Below are 22,197 nucleotides of genomic sequence, written 5' to 3' on the forward strand. Positions count from 1 at the left end.
GATATTAACTACCCAGTGGATTGCACACGGTATTGGCAAAAGAATCCTACATAAAAAAAGACTCTATCGACGTCCTCCACGTTGACGACAACAATCAGATGCGGACGCTCTTCCAGGATAGCCTCGAACAGGTCGACGGGGCGTTTACCGTTACTTCCGTTGGGGATCCAGTTGCAGTCCTCGATAGGCTTGATACCGATATCGAGTGTATAGTCTCGGATTACGAAATGCCGACAATGAACGGCCTGGAGCTTCTCCGGGCAGTGAGTGCCGACCGGCCAGACCTCCCGTTTATTCTTCTGACGGGGAAAGGGTCCGAGGAGGTCGCCAGCGAGGCGATCTCAGCTGGGTTGACAGACTACTTTCGGAAGTCAGATATCGCACAGCAGTTCCCGGTGTTAGCTCAACGCATCGAGAACGTGGTGGAAGGCGAGCGAGCGGAAATGAGCTATCGCGAACTCTTCAAGCTTAGCCGCCGAGGGTTTCGCATTAAACCATCCCGAGACCGGAGCGTTTATCGACGCTAACCCGGCTTTCCTGGAGATTTTTGGCGTAGAGCGAGCGGAATTGTTGTCGATGGGTTTGAACGATCTCTGGAGTATTCCGCGACAGGACCATCAGGAAACGACGTTGAGCGATCACTTCCAGCGAGCGGCGACTGATGGAATGACCAGCACGGAGGAATGCTGTCAGCGAGCGAGCGGCGAGCGCTTCTGGGTGGAATTCAAGTTCAAACCAATCGAGGTGAAGGGTCGCTCGCTGGTCCTGACGCAGGCCCGCGACATCACTGACCGTAGGCGGTACGAACAAACGCTATCGGCGCTACATACAGCAGTCACTGATATCGTCGCCGCCGATCAATCGCGTCAGGTGACCGGAAGCGTCCTGTCCACGGTCGACAACCTGCTTGCTGCCGATCGAGGGGCAGTGTTCCGCCACGTATCGTCAAAAAATTGGTTGGAGGTCGTGGACGCGATGTCACTTCCGAGCGTTGCTAGCGAGGTCCCACTCGATCCGGATCACCCGCTTGCCCGTGCCTTCATCGACGGCCGTCCGATCGAGGTAGATGATGTGTCGACCTTTGGGTCCGCGGCAGGAGACGACACAGGTCACGGACTGACGTTGTTCATGCCGATTGGATCTGCAGGCGTGCTCGCGATCGGGTATGACGACAGGAGATCGGTTGCGCCCCACGATAGCGAGTTCGTGGAGATCCTGGCTAACGCCGCTGCGGCGGCGTTCGAGCGGTTCGAGAGGGAACAGGAGATCAATTCGGGCCAACAAGAGATCAGTCGACAGAGCGAGGAACTCCACCGTCTGGAACGTGTGAATGCAACGCTTCGAGGACTCAACGAGTCCCTGTTACGAGCCGAAACCCGAGACGAGATATTCGAGGCAGTTTGCGACCAGGTGAGCGATATCGAGGGCGTGAAGCTCGCGTGGATCGGCGTTCCGACTGAAGAGAGCGTGCTGGATCGTCGCGCGTGGGCGGGTAATATTCCACAGTATCTCGACAATATTACGTTAGAGCTCGATTCGAGCGAAGAGCCAGCGATAGTCGCCTTCCAGACCGGCCGCTCGGTTCGCGTCGCAAACACGGCGATCGATATCCGTCAACAGCCGTGGAAGCAAACCGCGCTCTCGTACGGTGTCGAATCCGTCGTTGCGATCCCGATCGAGGTAGATGGCGTTACGTCCGGCGTGCTCTCGGTTCTGTCGGCCGATCAGAACGCGTTCAGCGGGCGCTTCGAGAGAATGTTGTCGGCTATCGCATCCTCGGTGGGCGAAACACTTCAGTCCGTCGAGCAGCGTCACGCGCTCCAGTCGGGTGCCACAACTGAACTTGCGTTCGAGATCGATGGCGTTGATCATCTTTTCGGGCGGCTTGCCGCTGACGCCGATTGTGAACTCGACGTGACAGGGGTTATTCCCGAACCGGGTGCCACCTGTCGGGTGTTCGCTGCTGTCGAGGAGGCGTCGCTGAAGAGCGTAACGGAGGTTGCTGCCACGATGAGTGCGGTCCGATCGGCAACTATCGCGACCGACAACGGGCCAGACGGTGTCGTCGAGCTTCATCTCGAAACCCCACTTCTCGGAGCGCAGTTGCGGGAATACCCGGTCAGAATTTCGGAGCTATCTGCATCCCCGAACTCCGTTCAGGTCGGTCTGGAGATCGCACAGACGGATATCCTGCGGGATGTCGCGTCGGATATTCTGGATCGGTATCCGAGCGCACAGTTGGTCTCGAAAGGCACACAGAACGCCGACGGCAGCGATTACGAGCGACTGGTTGCGTTTCGCGAGTCGCTCACGACGCGCCAGCGCGAGGTCGTTCATACCGCGTATCTCAACGGCTATTTCCAGTCCCCGCGTCACTGCACCGGGAAAGAACTCGGGGAGAAACTCGGTATCTCTTCCCAAGCGGTGTACCAGCATCTCCGGGCCGCGGAGCGACAGCTGTTCGACGAGGCGTTCCGCCAGACCCGGACGGTGTCGGCGAACGACGAGTAAACTGTGCTGGCGGGTGATTCAGAGGGGTGGGGGTTTACTATCCAAGCATCTCGACGGCCGGCGCTTGGAACGTCAACGGAGACGCCTGTCCGTCTCCAGCTATAATGGGGTTGTATGCAACGAAGAGCTGTAATCGGAAGCATCGGAGCGATTCTCGGAACAAGCGTCGGTACGGCTGCATACACCAGCGCCAGCGTCACTCGAGATGCGTCTTTCACGGTCGCAACAGACGCTTCTACAGCACTCATCGGCCTCAACGCCGGGACGACCGACGGTATCACTGAAACCGGTGACCTCCTCAAGATCACGCCGGCCGATCTGAATACAGACGGTTCGTTCACTTTCGGCGACTCGACTAGCCTTGATACGGCTCACGCCTTCTCGATCACGAACAACGACGGTAGTGAGCGCAGCTTTACGCTCGGGTACGGAACCGCGGGTGTCACCTTTGATCTCTTCGAGGAGGGCACAAATGGGTGGACAGATGCTGTCTCTCTTGGTACGGTCGACGACACGACAGACGTAACGTGGACGGCCGCTGCCGCTCAGGAGGTCCGCGTTGTCATGACCGTTGACACTACAGGGGTAGCCTTGGGTGCGACAGATCTGGACGGGACACTCACCTTCACGGCGAACTAATTCGACGGTCCAGCGAATGATTCGTCGAGCGCTGGCGTTCGTAGCGGTTGGTGGTCTGCTCCTGCTCTTACTGCCAGGGACGCCGCTCCAGCTCTCGTACGTATACAGCGACAGTATGGAACCGACCATCGGGCAAGGTGACGGCTACGTCGTCGGTCCGACTGGCGACGTCACCTCGGGCGACATCATCGTGTTCGACTCCACAACCCGCGACGAGTACGTTACCCACCGTGTCGTCGCCCTTACCGACGAGGGGTATATTACCAAAGGTGATAACAATCCATCGACTGATCAGGATGCCGGCCATCCTGTCGTGACTGACTCCAGTGTCGTCGGCACAGTCCTCACCATCGGCAACAAGCCGATCGTTATTCCACGGCTTGGAAGCGTCGTCGCCGTGCTGTCGACGTACTGGCCACTCGGCGTGCTCGCGGTGATACTCGCCGGCGGATTCATCGAGCGGAACCCCCGTGCTCGCGATGTCGTTCGCGTCAACGATCTGATGACACCGCTTGTCATCACTGCTGTCCTCGGAAGTGCTCTCGCGCTAGCCTACGGGGCGCCGACCTACGAGATGGCGTTTACTGCGGTCACGACCGACGGTGGAGGCGGTGGCCGCATCATTCCGGTCGGAGAGTCGGTGACTCGGTCCGTCGAGGTGGCAAGCGCCCCACGATTCACCTACCAGTTCGTCGAGGGGGCTGGCGTTACGGTTCTCGATATCGGCGCGAACGGAGGCAGCTCCGACGTTGTCGTCAGGGTCCCCGCCCAGACGAGTACCGGCGCCCTCGAGGGTACGGTGAGTTCCCACTACTATCCGGCCGTCCTGCCCTATGGAATCATGAGCAGCCTTCATACGCTTCACCCAGTCGCGGCGGCGATCGCCTCTGTCGGCACGGTCGTCACACCGCTTTACGGGGTACATTGGCTCGTGGTGGATGGCAAAGCACCGATCGAATTGCGATCCCGGTCACGTACTTCGTGGTGGGAGTTCCGATGAGTAGCGGTCGTTCTCGGGCGCGGTCCCGCCGCGTACTTCCCGCTACCGTGTTACTACTGGTCGTGTTACTACTTGGCGCGACGCTGTTACCTGCGGCCTCGTATTCGACCGCGGATGTCGACCGGGGGGCGACCCTCGGCATCACTGACGACCCACAGGCTCTCATCGCGCTCGACACCGCGACAGGCGTCAGAATCGGTCACACGGACCAGCTCGTCGTCGTCACGAACAACCTCCAAAACACCGCCACGATGACGGTGACGCTAAACGACGCGTCGGCCACGAAAGCAGATCTCGTGGTCGACGGTATCTCTGTCGGGGACGAGTATACTGTCGATCTCGACGCGACCGAGAGTGTCGCTGTTGACGTTGCGATACCGGACGACGACACCTACGTCGATGAGAAAATCGTGTTCGATACATCCGCTGACAGCGTCGGTATCGACGCCGTCGCCACGAATCGGAGTGCAACGATCGAGGATACCACTCAATGATGGCCACTGGCGCCGCCAAAGTTCGATATCTCCTTTCAGAGAACGGCCGGATGCTTAGTCAACTCGGCGCTCTCTTGCTGTTAGTCGGCTTTATCGGTGTCGCCGTCACGATGGTGTTCCCGCCGACGATGGCTGTGACTGAGGTGACCGACCGGTCGCTCGTGGAAACAGGGACCACCACGACAGCGACGGTCGAGAACGACCACGCGATGTACCAGGCTGGCGAGGAGCTAACCAATGAACCTGTGTATCTCCGCGGAGTCTCCCCGAGTGTTACGGTGACCGCGACGACACGAGCACCGCCGGATGACGTCGTTGTCGACCAGCAGGTCTCGATCCTGTACACGGCATCCTCGACCGAGGACGGCGTATTTCGACGGCAGAAACACGCGATAACGTCTACATCCGGAACGATAGAAGGGAACGCCGCCACCGTCGATAGTGTGGCAACGGTTCAGAGCGCGGATCTCGCCGACACGCTGCGGGAGATGCGTGCGGAGATCGGGGATGCTGGCAGTGTCAACGCGTATCTCCACGTCGAAACCACTTATTCCAGTGACGATTATGAAGGATCTCTCGAGGATCGGGCCGAACTCACCGTCAGTCCTGACTCCTACCGTGTCCCAGTTCTTTCGGTTAGCAAGGAACACCGAACGACGGCGTCGTACGCCGCCCCAGTTAGCGACAAAGTGTTCCAGACGACGTCTCCGGTGGCTGGCTCCGTCATTGTCCCCCACATGACCCTGGTCTTCCTGGTCCTCTCGGTGATCGGTGGTGTGGTCCTCGGCGCCGCACGATACGGGCGCAGGGAGTTCGATGCTGATCGCGAGCGTGACAGGATCCATCGCCTGCGCTACGACGAGTGGATCTCTGGCGGAGACCTGCCGACAGCGTTCTCCAAGCATCTAGAAGTTATCCCGATGGATTCGCTCGAAGGCCTCGTCGATATCGCTATCGACTCCGAGACACGCGTGATCCACGACTCACAGCAGGGTCGTTATGCCGTTTTCACAGACGCGGCCGTGTTTGTCTTCCGTCCGGATACCACTGCCGGGTTTTTATTCAATAGGGAGGTGCAAGACACCGACAAATAACGGTATCGAGATCTCACTTCAGACTGCCGAGGCTGATGGACTGGATGCAAGCGATGAGCGTGCAGTACTTCAGTTCGGGACCTATGACGATCTCGTCGACAGCCTCACTCCGCTGCGCCTTGATCTCATCCAGGCGATCGCCAAAGAGCGTCCATCCAGCATGCGTGAGGCTACACGACTCGTCGACCGCGACGTCTCCGATATCCATGCAGATCTGAAACAGCTGGACGTGCTGGGTATCCTCGAGCTCAAGGAGGGAGGCCTTGGCGGAACGATCCAGCCAGTTGTCCCCTTCGATAAAATCGAGATGCACATCGATTACCCACTTCTCGACGACGTCGACGTAGACAGTACTCCCGCTAGCGCGGACTAGCCACTTGTTTTCACCCTCTGAAAGGGTGCGAGGGCTATCAGATGGCTCTCAGTGACACGACCAACGAACGGGAGGTGTCCAGAAAGGAAGCCACGGAACCATCCAGAGAGCGACTCGACCGTCAGCACTGCGAGCGATCAACTGCCCATCGATTCAGTACCCACGACTCGGTCCCTGATGAGACGTGGACGGGGCAACCGATCTGGGAGTGCCACGTATGTAGCACAGCTCGTCACGGGCCCGCTCGCGAATAGTGGAAAACGGACTCGTCGATTAACCAATAGAGACGAACGAGACCGCGTTTTGTTGGTTAACACTGCGAACGCCCGCAAGGCCGACGTCAGTCACGGTGGCCTATCCGCGCCGGCGAGCGGTGAGGCGCTTCCAGTGGAGCAACAGTTCCAACAGGGTAAACGGATGCACTGTGTGCTCAGCAATCTCAATCGGCTCGACGTCGACCGGTTGGACGACGCGGATCGAGAACGAGTCGAGATCACGAGAAGCCTCCTGGGAGAGGTGAGCCTTCTCACACGGCCGGATGCCGGAGACGAGACGAACATTCACGCGGACCCCTCACTGGCGTCTCCATCCACGCTCAGGGGAGGCGTTCCAGAGCCGGTACAACATCCCTCGATGAGGGTGTACGGAGCAGTCGACGCACGCTCGGCAGTTCCAGTATCGGAAAGCGATCCGGTGCGCGCGACACGGTCACGCGGGGTGTCCGGCAGCGTATTCTGCTATCATGTGGGTCGGTACCTCTTCACAGACTAACAGAGACCACAACGGTGCAGTCCCTCGATTAGTCCGAGTTAAACGGGATTAAAACCGTGAATCCGAGGGAAGACGACTGAATCCAGATACAGCGTTTGGACGGTTCATACGGGTTGGCGAGAGAGGTGGCGACATAATGAACACCGAACGTATCGCACTGGTCGTGGTCACGCTGGCGCTCCTCGTCGGTGGGGCCGCGACATTGTTCGCACCGACCATTCTTTCCGAGCCGGGTACCGCCCCCGGCCACGCGGAGGCAACGACCACCGCCGTCATGGATGGTGGGCTCGCGTCGTTGTTCGGATTCACGCTCTGGGGCGTGACGCTCCTTTTCGGGGCCACCGCACTCGTTTGGTTCGTCCTCACGACTGTCGTTGGGGCGGGCTACGAGGCGCCGCCGAACGAATACGGCCTTGAGAACATCCAAGTTCGAATTATGACTGTCGACGCCGCTGAGGTCGTCCAGGAGACCGTCGATTCCCTGCCCGAGGGGCTCGAGGACGTGCACGTGATCGCGGAATCGGCCATCGACGTGACTGGAGCGACAGTCCACGTCGTCCCAGAGGACTTCACGTGTCGTGCAGTCCGGAAGGGCCGCGCACAGGAGTGGGCGCGGCAGGCGCTGGACTGTCAGGAGGAGTTCGTGTTGTATCTCGACGAGGACAGCATCGTCGAGTCACTAGACGGGCTCCCGGATGCAGATATCGTCCAACTCCGCGAGAAACCTCGCCGCACGGGATCGAATCTGAGCTATCTGGCCGATATGTACCGGATGGGCGTCCAGTTCGAACAGCGCGCATTCGCGCGACTCTCGATTCCGCTGTTCGCGTGGGGTGGCGGGATCGCTGTTCGCACCGAGGTCGAAGAGAAGACGACATGGGATCGTGAGACGCTGGTCGAGGACACCGCGTTCGTCTGGGCAGCGTTTCAGGAGTTCGACGTGACGTTCGCACTGGCGGATGCGGTCTGCCGGAACGAGGCGCCGCCATCGCTGTACGAGATCCTGCAGCAGCGTCGCCGCTGGGCGGCTGGCAACGTGCAGGCATCGGCGATGCTCCCGCTGCGGTACGAGGTACTGACGCGGGTGCGGAACTACGCCTGGGCGCTCTCGCCGATCGTCACCCTGCTCGTCGTCCCGCTGTCGCTCCTGAGCGTGACGATCGTCTATAGCGGGTTGTTCTTTGTGGCGTCCATGGGACTAGCGCTGTGTACGCTCGGCTGGTTCCTTCTGGGTGTTATCTACTACGGTGACAACCACCGTCAGTGGATACTGGCACTCCCGCTGGCGCCGGTGATCACCGTTATCCACTCGATGGGGACAATCGCAGGTCTCCTCAACCCACCGGAGACGTTCCGCGTGACGACGAAGGTAGGTAGCAAGTGATCAATTACGTCCAGCAGCTGTCTTGATTTTCAGGCAAGCGACGCATCTGCGGGTTCGGTTGGCGTCGAGTGTGTCGGTATAGCTCCTGATGGGTGAGAGGCGCTGGCCTATCCCGCTCGTGTTCGATAGCGACGGACGAGACAACCGACCGAAAGGGACAACGATACACCAGAAATCGTCCACTGGTCAAACACGACAGCCACAAACGCCTGGTTATCGCTGAGTTGCTGGAGGGGGCGGAACAGACCGACGTACGGCGTCGAAGCCCTCCGCGCGGATTTCAGTTCCCCCGAACCGATCGACGAGTAGTGTTGTTCGTCCCCCGGAAGGGGTGCGGGGCGAACCAGTCGCGGGTTGCCCTGCAAGGTGATTGCTCGATGGGACATCGCGCACTCGTTGCGTACGAACGAACCGACGGACAGTACACGCTTCACTACAGTCACTGAGGTACTGAGAACCTGAAGCTGAAGCACCGAATCTCGGCTGAAACGCCGTTCGGTGGCGAGGACACCGACTCGAAGTGGGTAAAACAGCTCATCGCGGAACTGGCCGATGGCCTCGAGGCAGATGCCGTCGACGGCTACCTCGCCGGCGAAGACCGACCGGCAACTCTCGTCGAGCCGAAGCCCCGCACCACCGGCCTCACGCTGGAGGAGATCATCGCTGACCACCTCGACTACCTCCACCACGAGGCGTTCTACGTGGTGTCGACGACGTTCGAAGTGACTACGTATCGGACGCTGTGGTTCGGCCTCCAGTACGACTCGGAGACAGTCGAACAGGGAGAGACGGTCGGGAACGGCGCGCTTGCGACGGTGCGCTGGTACGACGGCGAGCCGGTCGGCGACGGCCACCTGAAAGGGCAGTTCGCGGCCCTCAAAGACGTCGGCGGCGACATAATCGACAAAGGCGTCTTCACACCGTCGGCGGCGAGGCAGTATCTGAAACGGAAGCTGGCCGAGTGGGTCGCGATCAACAAGAACTGCTCATTCCGACCAGGGAATCGCCGTTCGAAAGGGCGATCCGGCTCTATTGAGATCCTCTGCAGTTGATACGAGTCGCGTACAAGATACAGAGGTTCCGTTCACCACCTGGGGGAGGTATCGCAGCAAGAGGCTCCGTGCAAGTCAGTCGAAGCTATCGGTCCGATATTGCAACGAAACCTGCCATCTGACCGCGCATGTTTTCTTTAGTCGAGTATATCGGGATTGTCCTGGTCAAGTGGGTCTTCGAGGTCACCGATGATCGTCTCCAGCAGGTCGGTGACGGTAACCAGCCCGACCACGTCGCCGTCTTCGATGACGAGGGCAATCTCCTGCCGTTCGGCCTGGAACTGATCGATCGCGTCGCTCACGTCGGTATCCGGTGAGAGTGTCATCGTCGGTGCTGCCAATTCAGTAAACGCACCGTTGCCAGCAGACAGTTCCTTACGGCGGTTGAACAGGGCCGGGCTGTAGACGATGCCACGGAACTCGGTGAGGTCCTCACCGATCAGTGGATACCGCGTGTGTGGGTGCTCTTCGAGTTTCCGGAAGTTCGATTCAGGATCATCCTCAGTAGACAGCGCCACGATTTCCTCGGGCGGAATCATGACTTCTCCCACCGACTGCTCGCCGATGGCCAAGGCGTTCATAACCTCCTCACTGCGTTCCTCGGCCAACTCACCCTCGTTGAGCACCGACCCAAGCTCGTTTCGGAGGTCCGCACGGGTTTCGATAACTTCCTCACCGGTTTCGGTCCACGATTGGGTCATCTTGATGCCGAACAGGCCGAGTGTCGCTTTTGCAACCGAGTCACCGACCCAGATGGCCGGAGCGAGTATTTTGGAGAACCAGTACAGTGGTCGCGCTCCATACTGAGCGACCTGTTTGGAGCGCTCAACGCCGAGGTACGTCGGTGTCTGTTCGCCGTGGGTGAGATGAACCAGGTTGATGAGAAGAAATCCGAGGAGCGAACCAGCCCCGATCGATGCGAGGGTCGTGTTCTCGAACAGGGTTCTGAACAGGGCTGCGAGTCCGGGTTCGGCGATGATCCCCAGCGCAATACTGGTCCCAGAAATCCATACCTGACACGTCGTCAGATAAAACTCCAGGTCGTTAGTCATCTCCCAGGCGAGTTCGAGTCCAGGCGTGTTGAACTCCGATTCGGGATACTGCCTGAGACGGGTCAGGGCGAATTCAATTGCAACAAAGTAGGCGTTTACCCCGATAAGGACGATACCACCGAGAATCCGTAGTCCGATCTCGAGCGGTTCCATCATCTATTATACCGACAGTAGACAGAAAATAGTGTTCACATCAGGACAATGACGAAGGCACAAAAGGCACGGTACACAGGCACAACCAAGGCACGAGGTACGCGCCCTGTATTCAGCAAGCCAGCTGGAATATATAACTGATTGAGGAATTCTACAAGAGCAGCGAGCTTGAATCACTCTTGATCCTGCTTGCTTCGTGAGTGCTGCTGTTTTTCAGGGGCCGGAATGGGTGAGCCCTGCCGTAGGCTCGTGATTCGATGACCTCAGACGACCCGTTTCACGACTGCGAGTTGGATCCCGAGGCGATCCTCGGGACACACCTTCGAAGACGTCCTGTTCACCGACGAGACGGAAACCCCGGTGAACGTGCTCACCGGTGAGACACCGGCGCATTCGCGAGCGACCGTGGAGGAGGCAAAGGAGTTCGCTGCGAGTATCGACACGGAGACGCCCCAGATCGCGCTCCCCGCATCCGTCGAGTCGCAGGTCGAAACCCAGAGCAAGCCCTACACGGCGGCCGCATTCTTCCACTTCAAGGCGACTGGCTCGCTCGAACGCCACCGTGCTTACCATGCCGCCTACGAGGCGGACGAATTCGTCGTCGACTTCGAGGCCGACTACGAATCGGGCGACCTGACCATCACTGTCGAACGAGCGGACGAGTCCTGAGAACCCTCCGTCACGAGGGGAGTTTTTCGAGCGCCGGCGATGGGTGCCGACGCAGCTGGAGCGAGCAACGATCCCCAGAGCGTCGGCGCTTCGAGGTGTTCGAGATGCATATGGTCATTTACACACTGGTAGAAGTATCGACGCACGACGACGCGCTGGCCACCGGAAAGTCAGTGTTCGACCGCCTGGTCGGGGCGGACCCACACGCCGGCGCCGTCTTCGATTACTACGTGACCTTCGATGAGGAGGACACGTCCGTTGCGGGGAAGGCGCGATGGGGAGAGTTGCCGACTGCAGCCCCTGTCGACTCCGATGACGGCCAGGACCTGCTCGAACGTGGGTGGGAGGCGACGAAGGAAGAGTTCGAGCGCAATCTCGACCGGGTGAAAGAGGCCATCGACGAACTCTCCGACGAGGAGATCATGCGCGACGAAGAGCTCGCCCGGCACGCCTTCCACCAGGTCGGCGCCTACGACGGCCCGACGATCTTCCTGTACACCGAACACGCAACCGGTATTCGCCACCGCGAGCAGCTGGATCGAATCCTCGAGGAAAGCGAGGACCTCTGGATCGTGCCCGCCGACGTCCACTTCTGAACAATGCCCCGAATCACCAACTGGCGACGCGAGTGCCGCTCGCCAACACTCGTGTATCGGAACACCGAGACCGGTGCGCGAGCCGTCCTGCATCGAGCACCGGACTCGTACCGGCACAAGTGGCGTGGGGCAATCCTCGTCGACGGCTACCCGATCTGGTCGCGGGGGTACGAGACGAAGGACGCGAAATCGTTCCGTGACGAGCTCCGGGAGCGGCCAGCGCCTGAACTGAGTTGTCCCGAGTGTCCGAACGATGACGTCCTCGTCGGCGAGAAGTCAGCAGACGGGGCGAGGGTACAGCGCTGGTACGACTGTCCCGACTGGCAGCAGCGTTCACCCGAAGGCGGCTGCAAGCACCTGCGTCGCGCCGATCACGAGATCAAACGGGGGCGCGTTCCCCGACCAGACGGCCGCCTTCCTTCCCCGTAGGGCAGCGATTGAGCTACTCCACGGGATGGACTGTGTCGCCATCTCGACGGACCCGGTCGAACGTTGAGAGATACGCGATCCGGTCCCGAACCTCCTCGTCATCCAGCTCCAGTTCCGCGGCCAGTTCGTCGACGGCCATCGGCTCGTCGAGTGCCTGGAGGACTTCGAGCCCCCGGTAGTACCTATTCGTGAGCTCCTGGACGCGGGCCTCGATCGGCGTGGTCACTCCGTACCGCTCCTCGAGTTCAACTAGAGCCTCGTTCGCGAACGTGGCGAACTGATCGTCCCCCAGGCGTTCGATCTGGGCTTCGAGTTCATCCCGGACGACGTCGTAATCGAGGCCGGCCTGCACGAGCATACTCATGTCCTCGATGTCGTCGTCGCGGCCTGCGATTGCCTTGAACAGGAAGATATCCTCGTTGCTAACCAGCCGGACCGTCAGTCGATCCAGGTTGAGGAACGGCTCACTGCGCTCTTGCATACCGTCGGTGAGCACGAGCTTGTTCGCGACTTGCTGGTTGAAGATGTCGAGGCGACACCCATCGTCGTTCTCGACGCAGCTCGTCGCGCCCAGCGCCCGGTAATCTGGATCCAGCGACTGGACCTCCGCATACCCGAGGTCCATCAGGACGGCCCACAGCTGACCGTACGCGTCGCCATCTGGGACGACAAGGTCGATATCTTTCGTCGCCCCCTTGAGGTCGCGTAGCGACATCGCGCCACCACCGATCAGGTAGACCGTGAGCGGTTCAGATAGCCCGTCTCCGATTCGCTGGAATTCGTTCTCGATGTACTCGCGTCCGAATGTTGGTCTCATTGTGGTAGTGGCACCTCGTAGTCAGCCGCCAACTCCTGGAACTCGTCCCACTCCGGGAGCCGGTCGTCGTCGATCTCGCCGTGCGTCTCGAGGTAGCGGAGCAAGGCGTCGATTTCGTCTTCGAGGCCATACTTCGCCGCCTGCTCTCGGAGATCCTCCTCGTCGACGTCGACGTGGCTGAGCAGGAGGAGACAGTACGAGCGGTGTCGGCTGCCGTCGTCGATCAGCAGCGTGTGACAGCAGAGCTCCGCCGGCGAGACTGCGTCGAGGTCTTCGGAGTAGACGTAGTAGCGGTGGCCGGTGAGCAGGAACTGGAGGTCATAGGCCGCGAATCGAGCAAGGCCGGTTTCGTGGAACGCCTCCGCGTCGATCTCCATCTCGGCCTGGAGGAGGAATTCGTCGTAGTCCTCCCAGAGAATCGTGCCCTTCGGGGCGACGGCTTCGAGGCGTTGGCGATGCAGATGGTGTGCGAGTTCACGGGCGAACGCGTGTAGGCGGTCGAAGTCGGCATTGAACTCGTAGCGGCCGTCGGCCGTCCCGACGAGACCACGGTCACGAAACCGCTTGAGGACACGGTTGACCGTGTTGCGGTAGTTGTCGCTCCGGTCGGCGATCTCGGAGACGGTTCGCGGCTGGTCGAGGTAGTACAGCACCTCGAGTGCCTTGCCGGTCAGCAGCTCGGGGAACTCGATGTGGGAGTACTGGCGGACGAGGTCCTGATAGAGTTCGACGGCGCGAGCATCCGACGGGACGACTCGTTTTCGGCGGCCGTCGCGTTCCGTGTAGACGAGCCCCTTCTCGACGAGGTCGCCGACGGCACGAGAGAGGTAGCTCTCGCTGTGGTCGAGCTTCGTCGCGAGTTCGGAGATCGTGTCGCCGCGGTCGACCGTGGCGAGGACCTCGAGTTCGATGCGCCGGAGCACGGTGTAACACAGTACGAAACTTGTATATAAAGAAGTTTCGAGTAGTGTTACAGACAGAGAGGAATAAGAGCTTGCCCCATCGTCTCGCTCTTATGTAGAATTGCGGAAAACCCCGATAACGAGACAATCAACGATTGACTCGACGGATTCACCCGCTATGTTGAATGAGCGAACGATTCCGAAGGTGTGAGCGGCCTGTTCCAAGCCCTGCTTGGACAGGCCGCGGAACTTCCGCAACCACGGCTGGACAAGCGAAAACAGGCACTCAGCTTGGTTAATATGAACGCTTTCTGGCGATACATACCTCTCTTTGTGGATGACCGTTCGGTGGTCAAAGTCCATCTGTCGGTACGCCTGGAGTCCGTCGGTTCAGACCTCTCCCAGCGGCTGGGAGAGGTCTTTAGCCTCCTGTATCACCGGTTCAAGATCGCTGCTGTAGTCGATCCCAAGTTGGCCGCGAATCACGCGAAGCGAGTCGCGGCACGCCGCGACCAGCGTTATCTGATCACCGTGGCGGCCTCGCCAACGAGATCGACCAGTTTGGGACGAGCCGCCGCGAGAACGGCTGTTCCGCGGCGGCTCTTGGCCTTTGTAGCCCGAATAGACCTCGCCAGATTCGTCGACTTGCGTCGGTCCGTCGATGGTTTGATCGAGGAGGCTCCAGACGACGGGGAAGCCGCGCTGAACCGCGGCTTCCACGTCTCGAATGGCTGTGTAGACGGTTCTATAGGCTCGACCGAGAAACGGCGCGATCTGGTTGATACTGAGCAACGTATCGGCGTACAGCGTGAACGCGAGAAGCACCTCCCAGCAGGCGAGGTGTTTCTCGTGGAACGGCGTTCCGTAGGTGAAAACCGGCTTAAAATTGCAGTTACGGCACCAGATTCGGTCGATACTCTCCCAGGTCACGATGCTCTGGTGGCCGCACCGTGGACAGGACGTATTCTCCCAGAATTCCTTGAGTCGCCGCTCGATGCGGACATCGAGCGGCTCCGTGTCGATCTCGACAACGCCCAGCTCGATCAGCTCTCGAAACATCGCTCCGAACGCTGGCTGAGTAGAAGACATATTGCCAGATTAGCGCCGACTCAGTGTAACAATACGGTCTTTCCGCAGCTTTGCATAAGAGCGAGTCCTTCAGCGCCCGCCCGAGGTGGAGGCGTATCCTGATTTTCGTCCGAAACCAACCCTGATATCGAGCAAATCAGTAAGGAATTTCGCTGAGTATCCGCCACACTACACCCCGTGTGCAAAATGAAAAAGCAGAATATTTTGTCTTTTTAATTGATCAACTCGATTTTTCGAGTATTGCGATTACGATGACGATTAACCATACGTAAACTATCTTGAGCAGGTTCCGAGACATTTGATCTGGCACGCGGTGAATTCGCATATCAATCCAAGATCTGGTTAGCATATGTTACTACAACTATGGTATTACTAACAGGAAATCCCGGTTTGCGAGATAAATATATTATGGCTTATAGGAATATACACCCCCCGTGTGCGATATGAAATACCAGATCATCACTCGGACAGGCTATCTTTCTTCGAGGAGGGAATCCGGGCCACTCACTCAAGTATGACTAATAGGTCTTTCAAACCCTTGATCGGTGATAGGTTCCAATGGTCATGCTGAATACAAAGCGTATATCGGTCAACCGTTATCTCCTCCGTGCGTCAACTGGTGGTGAAATACCTTTGTGTACCAAGCAGTAACGTGATATCAGTGGTCTACGTTACTGACTGACATGGACGTGATTATGAACCAAGTCACAGGAACAGTCCACAAACATGAGGGCGGTAAGTCGGATTGTCAGACTCTTTGTGGAATCCACTATCATCTATCGCATGATAATCTTCACCCCACCACAACCGACCAGTCAAATACCGTCACGAGCGCCAGTAAATGCGGGCGGTGCTTCGATGGTGGAGGCGGGTACTGAAACGTCCATCCGCAAAAGTTAGCAGTAACCGCAGAACAGACTCCACAGTGAATATATGCTCTACATCTTGTACACGAATTCTGACAGATAATCAGAACGTTTCGTTGCATCGCCGGAGGGGAACTACTAGCAGATCTCAGTTCCCGTGACCGCACATTTTTAGAGGGACTCTTTCGGAAAGCGGTATTCATCAGCGTTCTCTTCCCGACTTCGATAGCGAGAGTGGCGTTTGGGATTGGCCCTCTGCTGAACGAAAGCAACGGCATTGCGTTCAATCGACGATCTACCCCCCGCTGTACTGTGATTCTGGAGAAAATATTCGTTATGGGCGCTGCAGGCTCGCGTTCGACGATCGAAGGGATCGACCTTTCTGGCGTGAGGTGGCCGAAATCGGCCATTTGAGAGTCGGGTGATCTGTCTGGTTTTGAATATGTCTTGGAGCCTGTGCTGACTACAGCGCGCATATCTCACACAGAATCCTGCACAGATTCCGATCCCTCGGATCGGTCGGTACAGGTGATTCAAGTATCGGTAAGGATAAAATCGCAGGGGAGACCGGTATCTATCTGCTTGGAAAGACAAGAAATTTGATGTTCCTTTAAAATGGTATATGTATGAGTCGGTTTATTGACCACGCAGCATCATCCGGTATATCTGATCATGTCGGCAGGATATGACGCATTTCCGGCAGGTTACATCCGCTTCGACAAAGTCAGGCGGTCAGTACCAGAGCCGACCAAGATACAGGTATCCGATGACGTTGCTCTCGAAACGCTCCATATACCAGGGGCCGATGAGGCGCTTGTTTTCATTCATGGAGGCCTTGGTTCGTTATGGAATCCGTATCCACAGTTGCATGCGTTTGCTGGAGAACGGGACCTCGTGACGTACTCGTTGGCGGGCAATGGCAACTCAACGACCCGACCAACGCAATCTATTAACGGTCACGTGGCCGATCTCCAAGCCCTACTCAAAGAACTCGATATTGATCGGCCAATTCTCCACGGTCACAGCTACGGTACAGCGGTCGCTATCGAGTACGCGAAGCAGCACCCGACAAGCGCACTCGTTCTCCATGCGGGCGGTGATCACGACCTCACACCAGCGTGGGAAAAGCCCTTCTTACGGCTCTTTCTTGCCCTCAGTCTGTACAGGTTACCGTCAAACAAGACCTTGATGCGTCGATTGGCTCACAGCGTCGGTGCACACGAAGAGACCTCCAGGGGTGTCATCGAAGACTTCCTTCAATCGAACCCGATGCCGCACCGCCGTTCGGCGTGGACAACGGTCACGGAGGGGTTTTGGGGGTATGACGGGCGTGATGATATGAGCCTCATCGACTGTCCAGCGCTGGTCATCTATGGACCTGCTGATGGGATCGTCCCTCTTGACGTGGCACGAAGTACTGCCAGCCGGATTTCGCAAGGTGTATTCTGCCAGTTAGAGCGAACCGGTCACATCGGAATGATCGAACGGCCCGCGATATACAACAGTTTGCTTCGGGCGGTCAGTACAACCGTCAAAACAGATCAACCATTAGTAGAATCGATGACGGAGGTACGGGATGCAGAAATTTCAAACGAGTAGTGAACAGAATCGTCGTTATCACTCCACAATTCGATTCCACTAAGATCAATATCTAAGACACTGCTGTAAGAGTGTTGGCTGCGGTAGTTGCCGGTCTCACTTTGGCACCTTCGTTCTCCCAGATCGCTATCGGTCGGAACACCACCCGCTGAGAGAGCAGTCGTATCCCACTATAAGGATCTGATTGGGCATCGATTCAGTCGTTACTTTCCGTAGCTGTCTATTTTATACTGCGACAACCATTGCGATCATCATACCTGTTGACTGGCACCAAGTGGATCTTGGGGCAAGCTAAGTACACAGTATCGAAATTTCTAGCAAGTCGGCAGGGAGAGTTGATGATGTCTCAGGATACACCGCGGTACGACGCGTTTACGAATCGGGCACGTAGCTACGGGGTTGAGATCACCGAGTGTCCTCCGGACGACGTCGCGGCAGCGGTCGATGAGCGGATCGAGGGGCCGGCCATCGGCACACCATTGCCGTGGCCAGACGTCGAGTTGCCGGAGCAAGTAACAACTGCGCCCACGCCAGCGGATCTGGAGAATGCAGCCACTGGTGTTACGGCAGCTTCGCTGGCGATCGCCGAGTACGGGAGTCTCGTTCTCAGGATGGACGAACTCGGGAGCGAGCCGGTAAGTCTGTTCAACGACCGGCACGTTGTCGTCCTTCGGAAGCAAGACATCGTTCCGGATATGGCAGCAGCCTTCGAGTGGCTCGGCGACGAACTCCGGGAAACACGCGGTTCGGCGATTCTCGCAACCGGTCCTTCAGCAACTGCGGACATGGGCGCGCTGGTGCAGGGTGCGCACGGTCCGAAAGAAGTGGAGGTGATCGTTGTTTCATGAGCTCACAGCGAGAGTCGAAAGCAGCCCATATTCGACACATCCTGGAGACGGAGGGCGAGGCAGTCGCCGCTAACACGAGAGGATTTAACGCGGGACGATACGAATCTGTTGCCGATCTCGAGTCGTACGAGCAGCTTCGCGCGGAAGCGAGGGCGATCAAGGAAGACGCCATCGAACGGCTACCTGCTCTTCTCGACGAACTCACTGAAACGGTCGAGGAGAACGGTGGAACCGTCTATATCGCTGATGATGCCGCCGATGCCAACGAGTACATTTCGGACGTCTGTTCGCAAGCGGAGGCCGACCGCCTCGTCAAAAGCAAGTCGATGACGAGCGAGGAGATCACGGTCAACGAGCACCTCGAACGTGAGGGCGTCGACGTCGTCGAGACCGACCTCGGCGAGTGGGTCCTTCAGGTCGCTGACGAGGCTCCAAGCCATATCGTCGCTCCCGCGATCCACAAGTCTCGTGAGGATATTGCGACCCTCTTTAACAAGCAGTTCGAGCCTGCCGACGAACTCGAAACGGCCGAGGAACTGACGATGTTTGCCCGGGAGAAGCTGGGTGAACAGATCCGGGGCGCCGATGTCGGAATGACTGGTGCGAACTTTCTCACGGCGGATTCCGGGACCATGGCGCTGGTAACGAGCGAGGGCAACGCCCGCAAGACTGTGACCGTTCCGGACACGCAGATCACTGTCGCTGGCGTCGAAAAGATCGTCCCGAGCATCGAGGACCTGCAGCCCTTTATCGAACTGATCGGCCGCTCCGGGACGGGACAGGACATCACGAGTTATATCTCGTTGCTCACGCCCCCGATCAACTCTCCACCGGTCGATTTCGACGATCGAGAGACACCGATCGGCGGCGATGGCGAGGGCCGTGAGTTCCATCTCGTCCTCATCGACAACGGGCGGTTGGCGATGCGAGAGGACGAAGATCTCCGGGAGACACTGTACTGTATCCGGTGTTCGGCCTGCTCGAACACCTGTGCGAACTTCCAGTCCGTTGGTGGCCATGTGTTTGGTGGTGAGACGTACTCCGGCGGAATCGCCACGGGGTGGGAAGCTGGCGTACATGGTACCGACACCGCAGCGGAATTCAACGATCTCTGCACGGGCTGTTCGCGCTGTGTCGAGGCCTGCCCGGTCAATATCGATATCCCGTGGATCAATACCGTCGTCCGGGATCGAATCAACACCGAGACCGACACCAGCGCCGAGTTTCTGGTCGATGGATTGACGCCTGATACCGAGAGTTCTGGGCCGGGACTCCAGAAACGCCTGTTCGGCAACTTCGAGACGCTTGCCAAACTCGGTAGCGCGTTCGCACCCCTCTCGAACTGGGCTGCAAATTCTCTGCCGGCTTCGTACCTCCTTGAACGCGTCGCAGGCGTCGACCGGAGGCGGGACCTCCCCGCGTTCCGCCGGACGACATTTGTCGAGTGGTTCGAAAGCCGTGACGATATTCCACCGAGTGATCCGGACTGGACAGTCGTGCTCTATCCCGACCTGTACACGAACTACATGCTAGCCGAGCGCGGAAAGGCGGCTGTCAGAGCGCTGGAAGCACTTGGTGCTGAGGTCGTCGTCCCGCCGGTACCAGGGGCTGGGCGGGCACCACTCTCGCAGGGAATGATCGATACGGCCCGGACGAAAGCAGAACGCGTCGTCGAGCAGCTTGGCCCATACGTCAAGCAGGGAGACGACGTGGTCGTAATTGAGCCGAGTGACCTGGCGATGTTCCGTAACGATTACGCCAGGCTCCTTCCGGAAGAGCAGCACGAACCGCTCGCGGCGAACAGCTACGAGATTCTCGAATACATCTACGGGCTCCTCGAAAACGGTGCCAATCCCGACGAGCTGACTGTCGCTGCCGACGGGGAAACGGTTGCCTATCACGCCCACTGCCAACAGCGTACGATGGGACTCGACGAGTATGGCCTCTCCGTCCTAGACCGACTGGAGTACGAGGTGACAACAAGCGATGTCGAGTGCTGTGGAATGGCTGGATCGTTCGGCTACAAGCAGCAGTACTACGAGCTTTCGATCGACGTCGGCTCGAATCTGGAGACACAGCTCGACGAGGCGGACTGTGAACATACCCTTGCAAGCGGCATGTCTTGTACGGACCAGATTGGAGACCTCGTGGGCGACGAGCCGATGCATGTCGTCGAGCTCATCGCTCCTGATTGAGCTGCTCTTCGCTCGGTCGCTTCATTAGCAAGCTCGCTCTTGAGGAACATCACAACCTCGAAGGATGGAAATGATGCGTGGCTTCAAAGCGCAATATTGTTCGTGAATTGAATTATAGAAGGTACAGGAGAAAACCCACGGCTTTAGCCGTGGGATGAATCCGACAACACGGAACCAATCCACGTTTCGATACCTGTCCGAGAGTTCCAATCCATACTTTCAACTGACAGGCACTCCGATTCAAGAATAGGACTCAGGCGAGAAGAGAGTGATTCTGCCTTGTCCTCCGATGGCGGCTTCGCCGCCCCAAGCAACCAAGCAGTAATCGAAACCAGTTGATGACCGCCCGATTCTCACAGAGTCGGCGTGGAGTTGACTGTTGCACGCACCAGGAAAGTAACTCCGAGTCCGTCGAAGCCTGTCGGACTCTCCGAGGCAAAAACAACTCTGGGAGTCCGAACATGACAGAGGATAGGAGTACCGGGGGCTTGGCACTCCCAGCAGTCTCACTCGTCACAGTCCGTGAACTCTACACGGATTCTGACCGTGTCAGGGTTCGGTGGGACTGCAAACCTGAAATCTCTAACACTCAGGATTCCTCCGCGTTCACGCGGAGGAGGATGTCAATCCGTCCGGGGCCTGATACTGCGCGGTGCGATCAGGGCAAGCGGACTCGAAAGAGAACGGCGGGGTGGTCGTCCGCGAACGTTCTGGGTGCTCTCAAGCGTGGGCAGTGTATCCAGCGTCTTCGACGGCTTGTACAAGGGCCATGACGTCGGCGTCACCATTGACTCTCGCCTGTTCGGCCTCACGATCGGCGGTGGCGTCAGTCACGCCAGATACGTCTTGAAGGGTCTCTTTAACGGTCTGTTCACAGTGTTCGCACGTCATCCCCTCGACGGTGATCGTTTGACTCATTCCGGTGAAAAATACGGACGGCTCCTCTTTGTCATTTGCTGCTTCGATACTGTTGTTCGAACGGTTATGAAACGACGTATTCCAAAGTATCTTCAGGGAAATAGTATTGTATCCTGCGTCCTTTTGGGCCAGTATGCGGGACTTGGATGAAACCGACATGGAGATTCTCTCGCTGTTAGCCGAGAACGCCCGTCGCCCGTTCAGCGCGATCGGCGAGGAAGTTGGCCTCTCGGGGCCAGCCGTCTCAGATCGCGTTACACGGCTCCAAGAGACCGGAGTCATCAACAACTTCACTATCGATGTCGACCGTACTAAACTCAGAGCTGGTGTACCGGTACTCGTTCAACTGGATCTCCCGTCTGAGTCGTTCGACGCGGTACGCGAGCGGGTCAGAAACGACGACGCCGTCGAACACGTGTTCATTACGTCGGAGGGCGACCTCTGGTTCTATGGACGTGCAGAAGCACAGAACGTCCGAGCATGGGTGAACACGCTTCTCGATGGCGCTAACTCGGTTGATTACACAGTCACGTTAGTCGACGAAGTCGAGTGGACACCGTCGATTGACGGCGTCGAGTTCGCACTCACGTGTGCCGAGTGCAGTAATACTGTGGATTCTGAGGGGGAGACGAGTCGTATTGATGGAGAGCTCTATCATTTCTGTTGTCAATCGTGTCAGAGTCGATTCGAAGATCGACACCAGCGTCTCGAAGAGGGCATATAGCGCTGACTTCGGTTTGGAACCG

At 58.2% G+C, this 22,197-nt stretch carries 17 protein-coding genes and 5 pseudogenes; 17 read left to right on the forward strand and 5 right to left on the reverse strand.

What is annotated here, in order from left to right; genetic code table 11:
• Positions 1-32: 32 nt before the first annotated feature.
• The 10 genes and pseudogenes from ACFQL3_RS00005 to ACFQL3_RS00050 all read left to right on the forward strand — a co-directional run bounded on the left by ACFQL3_RS00005 (position 33) and on the right by ACFQL3_RS00050 (position 9,302).
• Positions 33-527: a response regulator gene (locus tag ACFQL3_RS00005; protein WP_377050252.1), complete on the forward strand. Its 495-nt coding sequence runs from the start codon at positions 33-35 to the stop codon at positions 525-527.
• Positions 528-537: 10 nt separating this feature from the next.
• Positions 538-2,511, forward strand: coding sequence for a bacterio-opsin activator domain-containing protein (locus ACFQL3_RS00010; RefSeq protein ID WP_377050829.1), 1,974 nt, complete (start codon positions 538-540; stop codon positions 2,509-2,511).
• 114 nt (positions 2,512-2,625) lie between these two features.
• Complete coding sequence (locus tag ACFQL3_RS00015) at positions 2,626-3,150, forward strand: hypothetical protein (RefSeq protein ID WP_377050254.1); 525 nt, start codon at positions 2,626-2,628, stop codon at positions 3,148-3,150.
• A 16-nt stretch (positions 3,151-3,166) separates the two neighbouring features.
• Entirely contained in the window at positions 3,167-4,150 is a 984-nt protein-coding gene (locus ACFQL3_RS00020; RefSeq protein WP_377050256.1) for a signal peptidase I, read from the forward strand.
• Positions 4,147-4,644: a hypothetical protein gene (locus ACFQL3_RS00025; RefSeq protein WP_377050258.1), complete on the forward strand. Its 498-nt coding sequence runs from the start codon at positions 4,147-4,149 to the stop codon at positions 4,642-4,644. Before ACFQL3_RS00020 ends, ACFQL3_RS00025 begins: the two co-directional genes overlap by 4 nt.
• Positions 4,641-5,738, forward strand: coding sequence for a DUF5305 family protein (locus ACFQL3_RS00030; protein ID WP_377050259.1), 1,098 nt, complete (start codon positions 4,641-4,643; stop codon positions 5,736-5,738). The genes ACFQL3_RS00025 and ACFQL3_RS00030 overlap by 4 nt, the downstream gene beginning before the upstream one ends.
• Positions 5,739-5,742: 4 nt before the next feature.
• The gene (locus ACFQL3_RS00035) at positions 5,743-6,111 is read left to right on the forward strand and encodes a transcriptional regulator (RefSeq protein WP_377050831.1); all 369 of its coding nucleotides are present in this window, start codon (positions 5,743-5,745) and stop codon (positions 6,109-6,111) included.
• A 387-nt stretch (positions 6,112-6,498) separates the two neighbouring features.
• Positions 6,499-6,681, forward strand: a pseudogene (locus ACFQL3_RS00040) (hypothetical protein); the annotation flags it as partial.
• A gap of 337 nt (positions 6,682-7,018) precedes the next feature.
• Positions 7,019-8,266 (forward strand): glycosyltransferase, encoded by a 1,248-nt coding sequence (locus ACFQL3_RS00045; protein ID WP_377050261.1) that lies wholly within the window; start codon positions 7,019-7,021, stop codon positions 8,264-8,266.
• Between the two features lie 377 nt (positions 8,267-8,643).
• Positions 8,644-9,302, forward strand: a pseudogene (locus ACFQL3_RS00050) (DUF6735 family protein).
• Between the two features lie 153 nt (positions 9,303-9,455).
• Here ACFQL3_RS00050 and ACFQL3_RS00055 read toward each other — a convergent pair.
• Positions 9,456-10,523 carry a CNNM domain-containing protein gene (locus ACFQL3_RS00055; RefSeq protein WP_377050833.1) on the reverse strand — a complete coding sequence of 356 codons (1,068 nt, stop codon included), beginning with the start codon at positions 10,521-10,523 and terminating at the stop codon, positions 9,456-9,458.
• 257 nt (positions 10,524-10,780) lie between these two features.
• Here ACFQL3_RS00055 and ACFQL3_RS00060 point away from each other — a divergent pair.
• From ACFQL3_RS00060 to ACFQL3_RS00070, 3 genes and pseudogenes are all read left to right on the forward strand, one after another.
• Positions 10,781-11,192 (forward strand): annotated as a pseudogene (locus tag ACFQL3_RS00060) (hypothetical protein).
• Between the two features lie 104 nt (positions 11,193-11,296).
• The gene (locus tag ACFQL3_RS00065) at positions 11,297-11,788 is read left to right on the forward strand and encodes a hypothetical protein (RefSeq protein ID WP_377050263.1); all 492 of its coding nucleotides are present in this window, start codon (positions 11,297-11,299) and stop codon (positions 11,786-11,788) included.
• Between the two features lie 3 nt (positions 11,789-11,791).
• Positions 11,792-12,127: pseudogene (locus tag ACFQL3_RS00070) on the forward strand (hypothetical protein); the annotation flags it as partial.
• Between the two features lie 103 nt (positions 12,128-12,230).
• Here ACFQL3_RS00070 and ACFQL3_RS00075 read toward each other — a convergent pair.
• The 3 genes and pseudogenes from ACFQL3_RS00075 to ACFQL3_RS00085 form a co-directional block, all read right to left on the reverse strand.
• Positions 12,231-13,034, reverse strand: coding sequence for a DUF6036 family nucleotidyltransferase (locus ACFQL3_RS00075; RefSeq protein WP_377050265.1), 804 nt, complete (start codon positions 13,032-13,034; stop codon positions 12,231-12,233).
• Positions 13,031-13,957, reverse strand: coding sequence for a helix-turn-helix transcriptional regulator (locus tag ACFQL3_RS00080; protein ID WP_377050267.1), 927 nt, complete (start codon positions 13,955-13,957; stop codon positions 13,031-13,033). The genes ACFQL3_RS00075 and ACFQL3_RS00080 overlap by 4 nt, the downstream gene beginning before the upstream one ends.
• A 90-nt stretch (positions 13,958-14,047) precedes the next feature.
• Positions 14,048-15,025, reverse strand: a pseudogene (locus ACFQL3_RS00085) (IS1595 family transposase).
• A gap of 1,505 nt (positions 15,026-16,530) precedes the next feature.
• Here ACFQL3_RS00085 and ACFQL3_RS00090 point away from each other — a divergent pair.
• The 3 genes from ACFQL3_RS00090 to ACFQL3_RS00100 all read left to right on the forward strand — a co-directional run bounded on the left by ACFQL3_RS00090 (position 16,531) and on the right by ACFQL3_RS00100 (position 20,533).
• The gene (locus tag ACFQL3_RS00090; protein ID WP_377050269.1) at positions 16,531-17,490 is read left to right on the forward strand and encodes an alpha/beta fold hydrolase; all 960 of its coding nucleotides are present in this window, start codon (positions 16,531-16,533) and stop codon (positions 17,488-17,490) included.
• 338 nt (positions 17,491-17,828) lie between these two features.
• On the forward strand, positions 17,829-18,338 hold the full coding sequence (locus ACFQL3_RS00095) for a LutC/YkgG family protein (RefSeq protein WP_377050271.1): 510 nt from the start codon (positions 17,829-17,831) through the stop codon (positions 18,336-18,338).
• The gene (locus ACFQL3_RS00100) at positions 18,335-20,533 is read left to right on the forward strand and encodes an LUD domain-containing protein (protein ID WP_377050273.1); all 2,199 of its coding nucleotides are present in this window, start codon (positions 18,335-18,337) and stop codon (positions 20,531-20,533) included. The genes ACFQL3_RS00095 and ACFQL3_RS00100 overlap by 4 nt, the downstream gene beginning before the upstream one ends.
• A 720-nt stretch (positions 20,534-21,253) precedes the next feature.
• Here ACFQL3_RS00100 and ACFQL3_RS00105 read toward each other — a convergent pair.
• Positions 21,254-21,451 (reverse strand): heavy-metal-associated domain-containing protein, encoded by a 198-nt coding sequence (locus ACFQL3_RS00105; RefSeq protein WP_377050835.1) that lies wholly within the window; start codon positions 21,449-21,451, stop codon positions 21,254-21,256.
• 133 nt (positions 21,452-21,584) lie between these two features.
• Between ACFQL3_RS00105 and ACFQL3_RS00110 the strand changes: the two genes are divergently transcribed.
• The gene (locus tag ACFQL3_RS00110) at positions 21,585-22,175 is read left to right on the forward strand and encodes an AsnC family transcriptional regulator (RefSeq protein WP_377050275.1); all 591 of its coding nucleotides are present in this window, start codon (positions 21,585-21,587) and stop codon (positions 22,173-22,175) included.
• Positions 22,176-22,197 lie beyond the last annotated feature (22 nt).

The organism is Natronoarchaeum sp. GCM10025321 (assembly GCF_042663585.1).
Classification (GTDB): domain Archaea; phylum Halobacteriota; class Halobacteria; order Halobacteriales; family Natronoarchaeaceae; genus Natranaeroarchaeum.

What these genes read in the sequence shown, in the direction of transcription:
- ACFQL3_RS00015 (WP_377050254.1), top strand. Translation starts at nt 2,626, where the DNA reads ATGCAACGAAGAGCTGTAATCGGAAGCATCGGAGCGATTCTCGGAACA.
- ACFQL3_RS00020 (WP_377050256.1), top strand. Translation starts at nt 3,167, where the DNA reads ATGATTCGTCGAGCGCTGGCGTTCGTAGCGGTTGGTGGTCTGCTCCTG.
- ACFQL3_RS00025 (WP_377050258.1), top strand. Translation starts at nt 4,147, where the DNA reads ATGAGTAGCGGTCGTTCTCGGGCGCGGTCCCGCCGCGTACTTCCCGCT.
- ACFQL3_RS00030 (WP_377050259.1), top strand. Translation starts at nt 4,641, where the DNA reads ATGATGGCCACTGGCGCCGCCAAAGTTCGATATCTCCTTTCAGAGAAC.
- ACFQL3_RS00045 (WP_377050261.1), top strand. Translation starts at nt 7,019, where the DNA reads ATGAACACCGAACGTATCGCACTGGTCGTGGTCACGCTGGCGCTCCTC.
- ACFQL3_RS00055 (WP_377050833.1), bottom strand. Translation starts at nt 10,523, where the DNA reads ATGGAACCGCTCGAGATCGGACTACGGATTCTCGGTGGTATCGTCCTT.
- ACFQL3_RS00065 (WP_377050263.1), top strand. Translation starts at nt 11,297, where the DNA reads ATGCATATGGTCATTTACACACTGGTAGAAGTATCGACGCACGACGAC.
- ACFQL3_RS00075 (WP_377050265.1), bottom strand. Translation starts at nt 13,034, where the DNA reads ATGAGACCAACATTCGGACGCGAGTACATCGAGAACGAATTCCAGCGA.
- ACFQL3_RS00095 (WP_377050271.1), top strand. Translation starts at nt 17,829, where the DNA reads ATGATGTCTCAGGATACACCGCGGTACGACGCGTTTACGAATCGGGCA.
- ACFQL3_RS00100 (WP_377050273.1), top strand. Translation starts at nt 18,335, where the DNA reads ATGAGCTCACAGCGAGAGTCGAAAGCAGCCCATATTCGACACATCCTG.
- ACFQL3_RS00105 (WP_377050835.1), bottom strand. Translation starts at nt 21,451, where the DNA reads ATGAGTCAAACGATCACCGTCGAGGGGATGACGTGCGAACACTGTGAA.
- ACFQL3_RS00110 (WP_377050275.1), top strand. Translation starts at nt 21,585, where the DNA reads ATGCGGGACTTGGATGAAACCGACATGGAGATTCTCTCGCTGTTAGCC.